The sequence below is a fragment of the Ruegeria sp. BHSB196 genome (assembly GCF_059613135.1).
In genome coordinates, this window is the sequence record NZ_JBXWRY010000030.1 from 35,800 (window position 1) to 49,459 (window position 13,660).

Annotated in this window: 15 protein-coding genes; 4 read left to right on the forward strand and 11 right to left on the reverse strand. The window is 64.5% G+C overall.

The genetic code is table 11. The annotated features are described in order from the left end of the window. Nucleotides 1-2: 2 nt before the first annotated feature. The 10 genes from AC2FNJ_RS14615 to AC2FNJ_RS14660 all read right to left on the reverse strand — a co-directional run bounded on the left by AC2FNJ_RS14615 (nucleotide 3) and on the right by AC2FNJ_RS14660 (nucleotide 9,164). Nucleotides 3-875, reverse strand: coding sequence for a substrate-binding domain-containing protein (locus AC2FNJ_RS14615; protein ID WP_496765229.1), 873 nt, complete (start codon nucleotides 873-875; stop codon nucleotides 3-5). Beyond that, the gene (locus AC2FNJ_RS14620; RefSeq protein WP_496765231.1) at nucleotides 876-1,001 is read right to left on the reverse strand and encodes a hypothetical protein; all 126 of its coding nucleotides are present in this window, start codon (nucleotides 999-1,001) and stop codon (nucleotides 876-878) included. Beyond that, the gene (locus tag AC2FNJ_RS14625; RefSeq protein ID WP_496765233.1) at nucleotides 998-2,266 is read right to left on the reverse strand and encodes a c-type cytochrome; all 1,269 of its coding nucleotides are present in this window, start codon (nucleotides 2,264-2,266) and stop codon (nucleotides 998-1,000) included. The genes AC2FNJ_RS14620 and AC2FNJ_RS14625 overlap by 4 nt, the downstream gene beginning before the upstream one ends. Next, the gene (locus tag AC2FNJ_RS14630) at nucleotides 2,267-3,463 is read right to left on the reverse strand and encodes a formate dehydrogenase subunit gamma (RefSeq protein WP_496765234.1); all 1,197 of its coding nucleotides are present in this window, start codon (nucleotides 3,461-3,463) and stop codon (nucleotides 2,267-2,269) included. It lies immediately after the preceding gene. Nucleotides 3,464-3,542: 79 nt separating this feature from the next. After that, nucleotides 3,543-4,136: a formate dehydrogenase FDH3 subunit beta gene (gene fdh3B / locus AC2FNJ_RS14635; protein ID WP_496765235.1), complete on the reverse strand. Its 594-nt coding sequence runs from the start codon at nucleotides 4,134-4,136 to the stop codon at nucleotides 3,543-3,545. Nucleotides 4,137-4,148: 12 nt separating this feature from the next. Further along, complete coding sequence (locus AC2FNJ_RS14640) at nucleotides 4,149-7,043, reverse strand: formate dehydrogenase subunit alpha (RefSeq protein WP_496765237.1); 2,895 nt, start codon at nucleotides 7,041-7,043, stop codon at nucleotides 4,149-4,151. A gap of 104 nt (nucleotides 7,044-7,147) precedes the next feature. Next, nucleotides 7,148-7,336: a twin-arginine translocation signal domain-containing protein gene (locus AC2FNJ_RS14645; RefSeq protein ID WP_496765239.1), complete on the reverse strand. Its 189-nt coding sequence runs from the start codon at nucleotides 7,334-7,336 to the stop codon at nucleotides 7,148-7,150. A 58-nt stretch (nucleotides 7,337-7,394) separates the two neighbouring features. After that, complete coding sequence (locus tag AC2FNJ_RS14650; RefSeq protein WP_496765240.1) at nucleotides 7,395-8,006, reverse strand: TorD/DmsD family molecular chaperone; 612 nt, start codon at nucleotides 8,004-8,006, stop codon at nucleotides 7,395-7,397. A gap of 4 nt (nucleotides 8,007-8,010) precedes the next feature. Further along, nucleotides 8,011-8,613 carry a DUF3306 domain-containing protein gene (locus tag AC2FNJ_RS14655; RefSeq protein ID WP_496765242.1) on the reverse strand — a complete coding sequence of 201 codons (603 nt, stop codon included), beginning with the start codon at nucleotides 8,611-8,613 and terminating at the stop codon, nucleotides 8,011-8,013. Next, on the reverse strand, nucleotides 8,610-9,164 hold the full coding sequence (locus AC2FNJ_RS14660; RefSeq protein ID WP_496765243.1) for a DUF3305 domain-containing protein: 555 nt from the start codon (nucleotides 9,162-9,164) through the stop codon (nucleotides 8,610-8,612). Before AC2FNJ_RS14660 ends, AC2FNJ_RS14655 begins: the two co-directional genes overlap by 4 nt. A gap of 277 nt (nucleotides 9,165-9,441) precedes the next feature. Here AC2FNJ_RS14660 and AC2FNJ_RS14665 point away from each other — a divergent pair, with 277 nt between their 5' ends. Then, nucleotides 9,442-11,397 carry a 4Fe-4S binding protein gene (locus AC2FNJ_RS14665; protein ID WP_496765245.1) on the forward strand — a complete coding sequence of 652 codons (1,956 nt, stop codon included), beginning with the start codon at nucleotides 9,442-9,444 and terminating at the stop codon, nucleotides 11,395-11,397. Here AC2FNJ_RS14665 and AC2FNJ_RS14670 read toward each other — a convergent pair. Beyond that, nucleotides 11,391-12,119, reverse strand: a complete 729-nt coding sequence (locus tag AC2FNJ_RS14670; protein ID WP_496765246.1) for a c-type cytochrome — start codon at nucleotides 12,117-12,119, stop codon at nucleotides 11,391-11,393. The two genes, AC2FNJ_RS14665 and AC2FNJ_RS14670, sit on opposite strands and share 7 nt — an antisense overlap. A gap of 64 nt (nucleotides 12,120-12,183) precedes the next feature. Here AC2FNJ_RS14670 and AC2FNJ_RS14675 point away from each other — a divergent pair, with 64 nt between their 5' ends. The 3 genes from AC2FNJ_RS14675 to AC2FNJ_RS14685 all read left to right on the forward strand — a co-directional run. Beyond that, on the forward strand, nucleotides 12,184-12,381 hold the full coding sequence (locus AC2FNJ_RS14675) for a DUF6494 family protein (RefSeq protein WP_496765247.1): 198 nt from the start codon (nucleotides 12,184-12,186) through the stop codon (nucleotides 12,379-12,381). Next, entirely contained in the window at nucleotides 12,378-13,439 is a 1,062-nt protein-coding gene (locus AC2FNJ_RS14680; protein ID WP_496765249.1) for an Mrp/NBP35 family ATP-binding protein, read from the forward strand. The genes AC2FNJ_RS14675 and AC2FNJ_RS14680 overlap by 4 nt, the downstream gene beginning before the upstream one ends. Then, nucleotides 13,436-13,660 (forward strand): biotin/lipoate--protein ligase family protein (locus tag AC2FNJ_RS14685; protein WP_496765251.1); only part of this gene is annotated, 225 nt, incomplete at its 3' end. The genes AC2FNJ_RS14680 and AC2FNJ_RS14685, both read left to right, overlap by 4 nt.

The window sequence follows — 13,660 nt, forward strand, 5'->3', positions numbered from 1 at the left end:
TCCTATCCGGACTGGCCGTTGTGGTGGACGGTGCCCAGTCCATTCAGGTCGTAACCGCCGAGTTCGGCGGCGCGGGCGGCGAAACGGTCGCCCCGCAGGAAATGCATGAGGCGCTGCATCGGCGGATCGAAATACGCCCGCCGCCAGATCGCGAGATCGAAACGTTCGTCGAGGGTCGGCACGAAACCCAGACCGTAGAGACCCGCCAGCGCGCCCAGGCCGAACCCCGCCTCGGCCTTGCCATCGTGCAGCGTGATCGCCAGTTCCTCTTCGGTGCGGGCGCAAGCGGGCAGGGTGTCGAGATCGTCCGGCCCGAGCCCTTTCGCCGCCAACAGCGTTTCGAACAGGCGCTGGCTTGCGGCGCTTTGCTGGCGCAGCACCACGCGGCGTCCGCGCAGATCGCCGACTCCTGCGATACCGTCCGCGCCGGGGGCCAGAAGCAGGCCGCGCTGACGGCGGGCGATCTCGATCAGAACGACGGGCGCCTCGCCCATGATCCGGAGCAGCGCTTCGCGGTTGAACCCGTCCGCTTCGTGGATATGCAGCGCGGCGGCCTGGGCGCTGCGCGCCTTGAGCCTCTCCAGACCGTCGAACGACCCGTCATAATAGGTGGCCAGTCCCGAGCCGCTTTCCCGCAGTGCCCAGTCCAGAAGCGGATCGTGGCTGCCGGCCAGAATCGGCGGCAAGGGCGGCTCGGCCACCCGCGGGCCGGCCCGCGCGGCGCTGAGCCAGGCCATGATCTCGGAACGCGGGAACAGCAGCTTGCCCATGGCGCGGACATGCGGGATCTCGCCCGAAGACGCGAGGTCATAGGCCTTGCGCTCGCCGATGCGCAGCAGATCGGCCAGCTCGCGCGTGGTCAGGTATTCGCGCATTCAGTCGAGCCGCACCGACGGGCTCGACGTGACGCTTTCGGCGGAAAAGCCGAACTGCTCCAGCGCCACGGGGGCGGCGACCGTGACCACGGCCATGGTTGCGACGGCGGCGAGAAACGCTTTCATCTTTGCTCCTCCGGCGAAGTGGCGCGGCGCAGAAAGGCGATCAGGTCGGCGCGATCCTCGGCGCCCGTGATCCTCTGCATCGGCATCTTGGAACCCGGAATGTAATGGTCCGGACCCAGATCGAAAAGCCCGTTTATCGTCTCGTCGGTCCAGACGATGTCCGAGGTTTTCAGCGTGTCCGAGTAGAGATAGCCCGGAACCGTGCCGGCGGGGCGACCGAACAGGCCGTAAAGGGTCGGCCCGGCGCGTCGGCCACCATCTTCGGTCAGCGCGTGGCAGATCGAACATTTGCGCGCGAATTGCCGCTCGCCGTTTTCCATCTCGTCCGGGTCTCTCAGGAAACTGCGTTCTTCCTCGGCCATCTTCCGATGCTCGCCGAGGGCCGCCACGGGCCAGCTGTACATGGCGTCGTCTATCCCGCCGGCGTGGATGTTGGTGCCGTCCGGCGAAAAGGCCAGCGCCCAGACAGGGCCGCGCAGCGTGGCGCGGAAATCGCGCGCGATGGTCCAGGTGCGGGTGTCGATCACCATGATGTAGCCCTCACCATCCCCCACGGCGAGCAGGCTTCGGTCCGGGCTGAGGGCCAGGGCCAGGATCGGGCGGCGATCGAGGGTAAAGTCGCGTTCTTCCCCGGTGGCAAGGTCAAGGATGCGGGTGACGCCGTCCAGAGCGCCGTAGGCCAGCCAGCCGTCGGTTTCGTTCAGAACGATTTCGTTGATGCCGAACCCGTGCTTGACGATCTGCGCGATTTCGGCGCCGCGTGTCACGTCCCACAGGCGCAACGCGCCATCCACCCCGGCGGAATAGAGCTGCTGGCCATCCTGAGAGAACGCGACCGCGTTCACGCCGCTGCCGGTCGGACCCAGCAGGCGAGCCTCGCCGCCATCGACCGGCCACAGGCCAATGGTGCCGTCCCAGCTTGCCGTGGCGACAAGTGTCTTGGAGGCATCGATCCCCACGATCTTGGCCTTGTGGCGTCCCACGACCTCTCCACCGGGCCAGCGCCGCAGCGAGAAGTCGTCGCCCGCCGAATAGACGGCGGTGCCGTTGAACACGACCACGTTCACCGCCGCCTCATGCCCTTCCAGCCAGTCCGGCGCCCGGCCGGTCCAGAGACCCACGGAATTGTCGAAACTGGCGGTGGCGATACGGCCGTCGGGTGCGGTTGCGATTCCCATGATCGGCCCGCCATGGCCCTTGAGCGTAAAGAACTCCGCCGCCAGCGGAAGCGGCAACAAGCTCAGCACAAGGGCCAGGGCCCGCATCTATTCAGCGGGCGAGGCCGCGCCTTTGGAGGCTTCGGCCTCCTTGACCTCCTCCAGCCACAGGGAATGGTGTTCGCGCGCCCATTGTTCCTCGACTTCGCCGGTGCCCATGGCGTCAAAGGCGCCTTCCATGCCCACCGAGCCCAGATAGATATGCGCCAGAATGATGGCGAGGAAGATGAAGGCCACGATGACGTGCCAGAGCTGAGCATATTGCATTTCTTCGTGCGGCGACATCTGTTCGGGCAGGTTCAGGCCCAGAAGCTCCGGAATGCCTGTGGCGTTGGCGATGACGAATGTCTTGGCGAACATCGGCATCTCAAAGGGAAACAGCAACGAAAGGCCCGACAGGCTGATCGAAACACCCAGCAGGACGCAGAGCCAGAAGATGATCTTCTGCCCGGCGTTGAATTTCTTGGCGGGCGGGTGGCTTCCCTTGGTGAACAGCCCGCCGCCGACGGCCAGCCATTTCAGGTCATTCCGATTGGGAATGTTGTGCACGATCCAGTTCACCGTGATGATGACCAGCCCCAGCATGAAAGCCCAGGCAAGGTTGTTGTGCAGCCACTTGCAGGCCAGCGCGATGGTGGCGAAACCGTCCTTTCCGAACAGCGGGATCAGAAAGTCGCGGCCGTACAGGGTAATGAGGCCGGTCGCGCCGAGGATCAGGAACGATCCGCCGAAAAGCCAGTGGCCGAAACGCTCGAACCCGGTGAAGCGGGTGACTGTTCGGCCGGTCTTTTCGCCGTCAATCCGGATCCGGCCGCGGATCAGGTAGAACAGCAGCAGAACGACAAGCATTCCGCCCAACAGATAGGTGCCATAGGTGCGCAGCGGTCCCGAGCGCATCTCCAACCACCACATGCCGCCGTCCTGGATGATCACGTCGGATGCGGGGCTGCGCGAAGAAACGGTGACATCGGCCGAGCCGTACCGCAGCGCGCGAAACAGGTCGCTGTCCGAGGCCGTTCCCCGGGTGCCAAGCTGGCCCATCAGCGCCTCGACATTTCCCTGACCGGTGTTCTGGGCGCGATAGGTGTTGTCCACCTTTTCCCCACGCTGGCGGGCCAGAATGTCTTCGAGCGTGGTCGCCCCGCCCGTCGAGGCGCGGGGATTGTCTTCGAGTGCGGTGTCCTGCGCGGGGGCGGCCGTTGCCAAACCCAGCGCCAGAACGAGCGCTGTCACAATGCGGATCATGGCAGTTCTGTTCCCTGCGGAAGGGTTGGGCGACCCGGACATACGGATCGCCCTGTCTTCGAGTGATCAAGCCGGCGGTTTAACCGCCCTTCTGATCATAGGCCGTGCCCCAGCCCCAGGCGCCCGAACCGAATCCGCGCGCCACGACGCGCTCGCGGTAGATGGCCGACACAACGTCGCCATCGCCGGCCAGCAGGGCCTTGGTGGAACACATTTCGGCGCAGATGGGCAGCTTGCCCTCGGCGATCCGGTTGCGCCCGTATTTGGAGAATTCCGCATTCGAATGCGTCTCCTCGGGGCCGCCGGCGCAGAAGGTGCATTTGTCCATCTTGCCGCGCGATCCGAAATTGCCCGCCTGCGGGAATTGCGGCGCACCGAACGGACATGCATAGAAGCAATAGCCGCAGCCGATGCACAGATCCTTGGAATGCAGCACCACACCGTCTTCGGTCTGGTAGAAGCAATCCACCGGGCACACCGCCATGCAGGGCGCATCCGAACAATGCATGCAGGCCACCGAGATCGATCGCTCGCCCGGTTTGCCGTCATTGATCGTCACCACCCTCCGGCGGTTGATGCCCCAGGGCACCTCATGCTCGTTCTTGCACGCGGTCACGCAGGCATTGCATTCGATGCAGCGTTCGGCGTCGCATAGAAACTTCGCTCTAGCCATGTTCAATCCTCCTTACGCTGCCGTGATCTTGCAGAGAGTCGCCTTGGTCTCCTGCATCTGGGTCACCGAGTCGTAACCATAGGTCTGGGCGGTGTTGGAGCTTTCACCCAGAACGTATGGATCGGCCCCGGTCGGGTACTTGTGCCGCAGGTCTTCGCCCTGGAAGTGCCCACCGAAGTGGAAGGGCATGAAGGCCACGCCGGCACCGACCCTTTCGGTCAGCATCGCCATCACCTTGACCTTGCCGCCTTCCGGACCTTCGACCCAGACCTGCTGCCCGTCGCGAATGCCAAGGTTGTTGGCGTCGCGCGGGTTGATCTCGACGAACATGTCCTGTTGCAGTTCGGCCAGCCACGGGTTCGACCGCGTCTCGTCGCCGCCGCCTTCGTATTCGACCAGACGACCTGACGTGAGGATTATCGGGTAATCCTTTGAAAAGTCGTTCTTCTGGATCGAAGCATAGAGCGTCGGCAGGCGATAGGCGTGCCGGTCCTCGTAGGTCGGATAGTCCTCCACCAGATCGCGCCGGTTCGTGTAGAGCGGCTCGCGATGCAGCGGGATCGGATCCGGGAAGGTCCAGACGACCGCGCGGGCTTTGGCGTTCCCGAAGGGCGCACAGCCATGCTTGATCGCGACCCGCTGGATGCCGCCCGAAAGGTCGGTCTTCCAGTTGGTCTTTTCGGCGGCAATGCCGTCGATCACCGCGCGTTCCTCGGCGGTCAGGTCGCCATCCCATCCCAGATCCATCAGCATCTGCATGGTGAATTCGGGATAGCCGTCCTGGATTTCGGCACCGGGGTTCGAGACCCCTTCGGCCAACAGGTTCTGACCGTCCCGCTCGACCCCGAACCGTGCCCGGAAGCACAGGCCACCTTCGGCGACCGGCTTGGACATGTCATAGAGGTTCGGCGTGCCGGGATGCCCCATTTCCGGCGTGCCCCAGCAGGGCCATGGCAGGCCATAGTACTCGCCATCGTTCGGCCCGCCCACGGCCTGCAGCGTGGTTCTGTCGAACGTGTGCTGGTTGGCCATGTGGCTCTTGAGCCGCTCCGGCGACTGTCCGGTATACCCGATGGTCCAGAGGCCCCGGTTGAACTCGCGCGTGATGCTCTCGACGTTCGGGGTTTCGGGGTCTTCCATTTCGATATTGCGGAAGAACCGGTCGGCCCAGCCGAACTTGTTGACGAACTTGGCCATGATGACCTCGTCCGGCAGCGACTCGAAGAGCGGATCGACGATCTTGTCGCGCCACTGCAGAGAGCGGTTCGAGGCCGTGACCGAGCCACGGGTTTCGAACTGCGTACAGGCCGGCAGCAGATAGACGCCATCGGTCCGGTCGTGCAGCACGGCGGAAACGGTCGGATACGGGTCGATCACGACCAGCATGTCGAGCTTTTCCATCGCCGTCTTCATTTCCGGTCCGCGGGTCTGCGAGTTGGGCGCGTGGCCCCACAGAACCATGGCGCGCACGTTGTGGTCCTGGTCCATGTTGGCCGGGTCTTCCAGAACGCCGTCGATCCAGCGGGAAACCGGGATGCCGCGTTCGTTCATCAGCGGCTTGTCCTTGCCCTCCTTGTCCTTGATCGTGGCGAACTGTCCCTTGAGCCAGTCCAGATCCTCGCCCCAGACGCGCGCCCAGTGGGCCCATGCGCCACCGCTCAACCCGTAGTAGCCGGGCAGGGTGTGGCTCAGCACGCCCAGATCGGTCGCGCCCTGCACGTTGTCATGGCCGCGGAAGATGTTGGTGCCGCCGCCGCTGGTGCCCATGTTGCCGAGCGCCAGCTGCAACACGCAATAGGCCCGCGTGTTGTTGTTGCCGTTGGTGTGCTGGGTGCCGCCCATGCACCAGATCACGGTGCCCGGGCGGTTGTTGGCCATGGTGCGGGCAACGCGCCGCAGCTGCGACCCCGGCACGCCGGTCACGCGCTCGGTTTCTTCCGGGGTCCACCTGGCAACTTCGGTCTTGATCTGGTCCATGCCCCAGACGCGGGTGCGGATGAACTCCTTGTCCTCCCAACCGTTGTCGAAGATGTGCCACAGGATACCCCAGATCAGCCCCACGTCGGTGCCGGGGCGGAAGCGGACATATTCGTCGGCATGGGCCGCGGTGCGCGTGAAGCGCGGATCGCAGACGATCAGCGGGGCGTTGTTCTGCTCTTTCGCGCGCAGGACATGCAGCAGCGAGACGGGGTGCGCCTCGGCCGGGTTGCCGCCGATGATGAAGATGGCCTTGGAGTTGTGGATGTCGTTGTAGCTGTTGGTCATGGCGCCGTAGCCCCATGTGTTCGCGACGCCAGCCACGGTGGTCGAGTGGCAGATCCGGGCCTGGTGATCCACGTTGTTCGTGCCCCAATAGGCGGCGAACTTGCGGAACAGATAAGCCTGTTCGTTGTTGTGCTTGGCCGATCCCAGCCAATAGACGCTGTCAGGCCCGCTTTCCTCGCGGATCTTCATCATGCCGTCGCCGATCTCGTTGATCGCTTCTTCCCAGCTGATGCGCTTCCACTCGCCGCCTTCCTTTTTCATCGGATACTTGAGGCGGCGTTCGCCATGGGCGTGTTCACGGACCGAGGCCCCCTTGGCGCAATGGGCGCCCAGGTTGAACGGGCTGTCCCAACCGGGTTCCTGCCCGATCCAGACACCGTTCTGCACTTCGGCGATCACCGTGCACCCGACCGAACAATGCGTGCAGACGGATTTCACGTTCTGTACGGCCTGGTTGGCCGCTGTCTGGGCGCTGGCGGGCGTCACGGTTCCACCCGTGGCGCTGATCGCGGCGAGGCCGCCGATCGTCAGGCCCGAGCCGCGCAGGAACGCGCGGCGATCGACGGTCTTTTCGCCGATCTGGGACAGGATACTTGTCCGCTGGGGGCGTCTCGCAACCCCGTTGGTCTTTTTCCTAAGCATTTCTCTCCTCCCTTGCGCGCCATGTCTCGCATGGCTGGCTTGGTACTTCCGAAACCGGCGTCAGGGCCTTTCGCAACCGTCAACCGGGTGTGCCAGCGTCCGGATCAGAACCGGGCGCTGTCGAGGTAGGCGCGGGTATGCGCGGTATCCTGAATGCGGGTCTCGTCGGTCGGCAGCTCTGCCGCCTCGGCCTTACCGCTCAGGCTGGCTGCGGCAACGGCAGCGGGAGCTGCGGTTCCGGCCAGTTTCAGGAAGTCGCGGCGGGTTGCGCCTTCTTCCCTGGTCTTGCTCATGGGATCCTCCTTTCCCATTTGCTGTCTGGCGCCAATGCAGGCGCCGGCGAATGGCGGATCAGTCCGCCGTCATCCGGAATGCCTCGCGCTCGATCTCCATGAAGACTCGGCCGGCGGTGCCGACAGAGGCGTAGAGAACCGAGTTCTCGGCGGCTTCCAAATCCGAATAGAAATGCACGGCCCAAGGGGCGATGTGCCTGTTCCAGAAGGTTTTCTGGTCGTCCAGCGATGCGGGCGCGCCAAACCGTCCGACGATCATCCCCGCCATCATTTCCATCAGGGACGCGATGTTGTCCTCGGGCTCGAACACGTTGGGCGCGCGCGTGATCCCGCGCGCCGCCATGTCGTTGCGCAGTTGGGCGAGCGGCTTTTCGTTCAGAAAACCGGTCAGATAGAAACTGGCATAGGGCAGCAACTCACCCCGCCCTAGGCCGATGAACAGAGCGTTGAATTCGCGCTCGGCCGCGGCGGGTTTAGTGACCCTGGCGACCCGCGCCATGGCCTGGATGGCCTGACCCAGATCGGTCTCGTCGCCGCTGAGGCCCGCCATCTGATCAAGCAGCACCTGATCCGGCGGCCCGGCCAGCAGAAGACCGAGAAAGTTGTAGAAGTCCGCGCGCAAGCGATCCTCGGCCGAAATGTCCAAAACATGCGCTTTGCTTGCGGTCATGTCGTCATCCTTCAAACTCGAACGTCATGCGACGCGGTGCAGGCAGTGGGGGAGGCTCTTCTGTCGCCGAGTCCTCGGACCTTTCGGTGATCGTGGGCTCTTCCGACGACGGAATTTCGGACTGCGCCACCTGAACCGCCGACTCTTCCGGCTGCTCGGGGGCAGGCTCGGGTGCGTCCGTTGTTTCGGCCGCCTCCGTGTCTTCGGCTGCGGCCAGCGCCTCCAGATGCGCCAGCATTCCCTTGCCCACCTGATAGGCGGTCTGAATGTTTTCCATCACGCAGGCCGCATCGGTGAAGTCTTCGCCGTAATCGACCAGACCGTCCACATTCGCCAGCACGGGGTTCAGCCGCCACAAACGGCGCAGGGCGCGGCGGCGCAAACGGTCGGGCACGGCCTTGGCCATGAAGCCGGAAACGTCATCACCGGGCTTCAGGCTGTCGGGGTCGGGCAGGTCGAACTCGGCCAGGATTTCGGCGTCGGCCTTTTCTTCCAACTCCGCGTGTCGTGCGGCAATCGCCTCGGCTTCCATCGCGGCGCGCTCCGCCTCGATTTCGGCTTGCACCGCCGCCTTGCGGCGCGACCAGAAATCGCGGGGCTGGGTCATTGCACGGCCCTCCGTGGTGCCCGGTACACGTCGGTGTCCTGGCGAATGCGCGCATCGCCGCGTCCGTCCTCGACCAGATCGACCCGTTTCCTGTCGCGGCGGCGTTTCACGAAGGCTTCGTCGCGATGATGCTTGAGCGTGAAGTCCCGTACCCAGGCGATCAGGCCCGCCGTCATCGGAATCTTCTCGACGATCTCTTCGCCGCTGTCGGCATAGTCCTGACCTTCGAACGGAGACGCCGTGACCAGCACCGCATCCAGAGGACGGCTTCCTTCGGCCTCGTCGCGCAGCACCAGGTAGATCGATGGAGGGCTGTCCGCGAGGTTGACCATGTAGGCTTCGGTCTCGGAAGCCCAGAGGGTCAGCGTCAAGGTTGCCGCATGGTATTCGACCGCATCGCCTTCTCGGCGCAACTCCTTCCAGTCGGCCGGACCGGCTCCCGGAAGAACCGCGACCGCCCGCCAGCTCCATTTGGCCCACGGCGTAACGCCAGGGGTTTTGCGGACGACGACGCCCAGAGGCATCTCGATGTGAATTGCGGCCTGAGCCACGGACTCCTCCCCGGAAGGCTCTCCCTTCCTTCCGTTATGTGAACTATGGTACACAAATTGGGGTTCTGCCAAGTCCGCGGTATTGATATTTTCAAGATTCATCATTTTTTTGACCACAGTCCTCACGGTTGGGTCATACTGGTTGTGCGGGCGGTGTGAATTATAGTGCATAATTGGCGCGTTTTGCTGTTTGTTGGGCCGGGCCCGTAACCGCGGGACGCCGTGTGCCAGCCCAGCGAGGCCGACGGGCGGCCGGTGCCTTGTCCGAGGGGAGGACATGAAGAAAACACTTGTACTATGCGACTGTGCCGGGACTCAGCCTTTGGATGCAGACATGATCGAGGCCGGATGCGGCGCAACATGCACCCGCGTTCATACCGCCCTGTGCACCCGAGAGATTGCCGCCGCCGCCGAAGTGCTGCGACAAGCGGACGAGGTGATCGTTGCCTGCGGGCAGGAGCAGGTTCGGTTCGAGGATCTGGCGACGGAACTCGGCGTCGATTCGCCCGGATTCGTGGACCTGCGCGACCGGGCGGGGTGGTCCGATCAGGCTGCGCAGGCCGGTCCCAAGATGGCGGCGCTGGCGGCCGAGGCGCTGCTGCCCGCGTCGGTCACGCCGAGCCGCGATGTGATCAGCGAAGGCGTGTGCTTCATCTTCGGTCCGGGCGCCGTGGCGTTCGAACTTGCCGAAAGGCTGGCGAATACCCTGGCGGTCACGGTGCTGGCAACGGACGACGCTCAACCGATGACGCGCGACTTTGACGTGGTGCGTGGCAGGTTGCGGCAGGTGCGCGGTGCGCTGGGCGGGTTCGAACTTCGCCTTGACGCGATGCAACAGCTCGAACCCGGCGGACGTGGCGATTTCGGCTGGACCGCGCCGCGCGACGGCGCCGGATCGCAATGCGACATCGTGATTGACCTGAGCGGCAGGACGCCCTTGATCCAGGCCCCGCAAAAGCGCGAAGGGTATCTGCGGGCCGATCCGCGCGATCCCGTGGCGGTGGCGAGTCTGGCCCTGGAAGCGGTGCAACTGGTAGGTACCTTCGAAAAGCCCCTATATGTCCGGTTGGAAGAGACCCTGTGCGCCCATTCCCGCGCCGGCCAGGTCGGGTGCTCAAAATGCCTCGACATCTGCCCGACCGGGGCGATCGAACCCGCGGGGGATCACGTGCAGATCGACCCGATGATCTGTGCCGGCTGCGGAGCCTGTGCCGCGCTTTGCCCTTCGACCGCGATCACATACGAAGACCCGCCGGTCGCCGCGTTGCTGTCCCGAATGCAGGTGCTGGCGCGCACGTACCGGCAGGCCGGTGGGGAAAGCCCCCGTCTGCTGGTGCACGATGCGCATGGGGCAGGGATGATACGGATGGCCGCCCGCTATGGGCGCGGCCTGCCGGCCAAGGTGATACCATTGGAACTGGAGGTGATCTCGGGCTTCGGACATGCCGAGATGCTTGCGGCGCTGGCGCATGGCTTCGCCCGGGTCGACATACTGCTTTCGCCCACGACCGAACGCGATGCGTTGATGCGCGAACTGGAACTGGCACGGGCCATTGCCGGGCGGGAGGCGCTGGGGCTGATCGACGAAGCCGATCCGGATGCCCTTGCCGATCTGCTCTATGCGCAAACCGCACCCGATCCTCTGGCGGACCCGGTGCTGCCGCTCGGCAACCGCCGCCAGATCGCGCGGCTTGCGGCCAAGGCGCTGAATCCGGCGGCCGACGCACCGCTGCCCTTGCCCGAGTCCGCGCCCTACGGGGCCGTCGTGGTCGATACCGATGCCTGTACTTTGTGTCTCAGCTGCGTATCGCTCTGCCCGTCCGGCGCGCTGATGGACAATCCCGACAAACCGCAGCTCAATTTCCAGGAGGATGCCTGCCTGCAATGCGGATTGTGCCGCACGATCTGCCCGGAAACCGCCATCACGCTCGTCCCGCAGCTGGATCTGAGCGACGGGGCATTGTCCCAGCGGGTGCTGAACGAAGAAGAGCCCTTTGCCTGCGTCGAATGCGGTGCGCTGTTCGGCGCGAAATCGACCGTCGAGCGGATCATGGACAAGCTCGCGGGCAGCCATCCGATGTTTGCCTCGTCCGAACAGGCCCGGATGATCCAGATGTGCGACGATTGCCGGGTCAAGGCGCAGTTCCACAGCGCCGACAATCCGTTCGCGGGCAAGGAAAAACCGCGTGTCGTCACCACCGAGGACTATTTCGGCAAGCGGAAGGATCACTGAGATTGCAAGGGCGCACCCAGATCCGCAGCCGCGACCTGTGTGACAAACGCCAGAATGGCCTCAAGGTCGTCCTGGGTGATCGAAACCGGATGGATCGGCGGCGGTCGCTCGGGTGCGAAGGGTTCGGTAATACCATCGATCTGCGTGAAGGACGGATGCGGATTCAGAACGTAGAATTGCTGAAACCGTTCCGACCAGTCCGGCAGCGCGCGCAATACCGCAAAGGACGGGGTGGATCCCAGCCCGTTCATGCGATTTTCAGGTCCGATCACATGACAGCGTCCGCAATGCGTGAGCGACAGCTCTGCACCGAGGGCGGCGTTGCCGCTGTATTGCGGGGTTGCGGCGACTTCGGGCACGTCGAAGCGCGCGCTGAACGGTTCGCCATCGGCGGGTTGAAAGGACTCGACGGTCCGCTTGCCGATGTCCGACAACAGCCAGTCGCGGAACCGCTGCTGCTTCGGATCGTCCTGTATCCGCAGGCGGTAAACGGTGCCGCCGCGCAAAAAGACCGGCTCGCCCGGCTCGTCGGTGGCGATCACCATCACGCCGGTGTCATCGGCCTCTACACGGATACCGGTCTTGAGGGAAAAGCGGGGAAGAATATGTTTCAGGAGTCCCGACCGCGCCACCTCGTCGGGACTCGCCAGTCCCAGCGCCTCCTGCGACCAAGAGGAACTGGCGGAGATCATCAGGCTCAGGCACAACAGGGCAAAGCGCATGGCCCAGCCTAACGGCGAAGCGGCAAATGCGTCAAATGAAGCGAATGAGACGGAGACACATGCGATGAGCGGCGATTACAACATGTCGATGCGCAAGTTCCTCAAACAGGTCGGCGTGACCAGCCAGCAAGCCATCGAGGAGGGGTTGCGCAAGGCCGGCAACCCGGCGGGCAAGAGCTTTGAGACCAGGATGGTCCTGACCATCGACGGTCTGGATGTCGAGCATGTGGTGACAGGCAAAATCAAGGATGACGACGCATGAGCATCCGCGATGCGGTTCTGGCGAACCTCAAGAAAATCACCGATCCGGTCTCGGGTCAGGACATCGTGAGCGCGGGTTTGGTGCGCGCGCTCAATGTCGAAGACGGCACGGTACGCTTCGTGCTCGAGATCGATCCGAAACAGGCCGAGCGGATGGAACCCGTCCGGGCCACGGCGGAAGAGGCCGCGCGCATGGTCGAGGGCGTTCAGAAGGTTTCGGCCATGATGACGGCCCATTCCGCCAAGGCGCCGCCGGATCTGAAGCCAAGGCCCAAACCGTCGCAGACCGGCCCGCAGGCGGTGCCGGGCGTGGACCGCATCGTCGCCATTGCCTCGGGCAAGGGCGGGGTGGGCAAATCCACGGTCTCGGCCAACATCGCCTGCGCGCTTGCGGCCGAAGGCCGTCGGGTCGGGCTGTTGGACGCGGATGTGTACGGGCCGTCGCAACCGCGGATGCTGGGCGTGTCCGGCCGGCCCGCCAGCCCGGACGGTAAGACCATCCTGCCGCTGCGCAATCACGGCGTCACCATGATGTCGATGGGGCTGATGGTGAATGAAGGGCAGGCGGTCGTCTGGCGCGGCCCGATGCTGATGGGCGCGCTGCAGCAGATGATGAACCAGGTGCAATGGGGCGCGCTGGACGTGCTGATCGTCGATCTGCCGCCGGGCACCGGCGACGTGCAACTGACGCTGAGCCAGAAGTTCCAGGTGGACGGCGCCATCGTGGTTTCGACACCGCAGGATGTCGCACTGATCGACGCGCGCAAGGGCATCGACATGTTCCGTCAGCTCAAGGTGCCGATTCATGGCATGATCGAGAACATGTCCACGCATGTCTGTTCCAACTGCGGGCATGAAGAACACGTCTTCGGTCACGGTGGGGTGGCTGCCGAGGCCGAGGCGCTGGACGTTCCGCTCTTGGGGGAGATCCCGCTCCACCTCGACATCCGGGTGGCTTCGGACGGTGGGGCGCCGGTCGTGGTCAGCAAGCCCGACGGCCCGCAGGCGGAAGCCTTCCGGCGGATCGCACGCGACCTGATCGCCAAGGGCCACGCATGAACGATCCGGTCTTTCCCCCCTTGCTTCAGGGTCATCCCGTGCAGGGTGGGCACGACCCGTTCGAGCGGGCGCAGGCGTTGGCGGCGCTGGGCTGCGAAGCGGGGACCGTGGTGCACAACATTCAGGCGGACCGCCTGCGCGCGGCGCTGGTTCTTGCGCCCGAAGTGCCGCTGATGGATGCGATCGCGATGGTGCCGCTTTGCGCCGTGGGATTCCAGAAC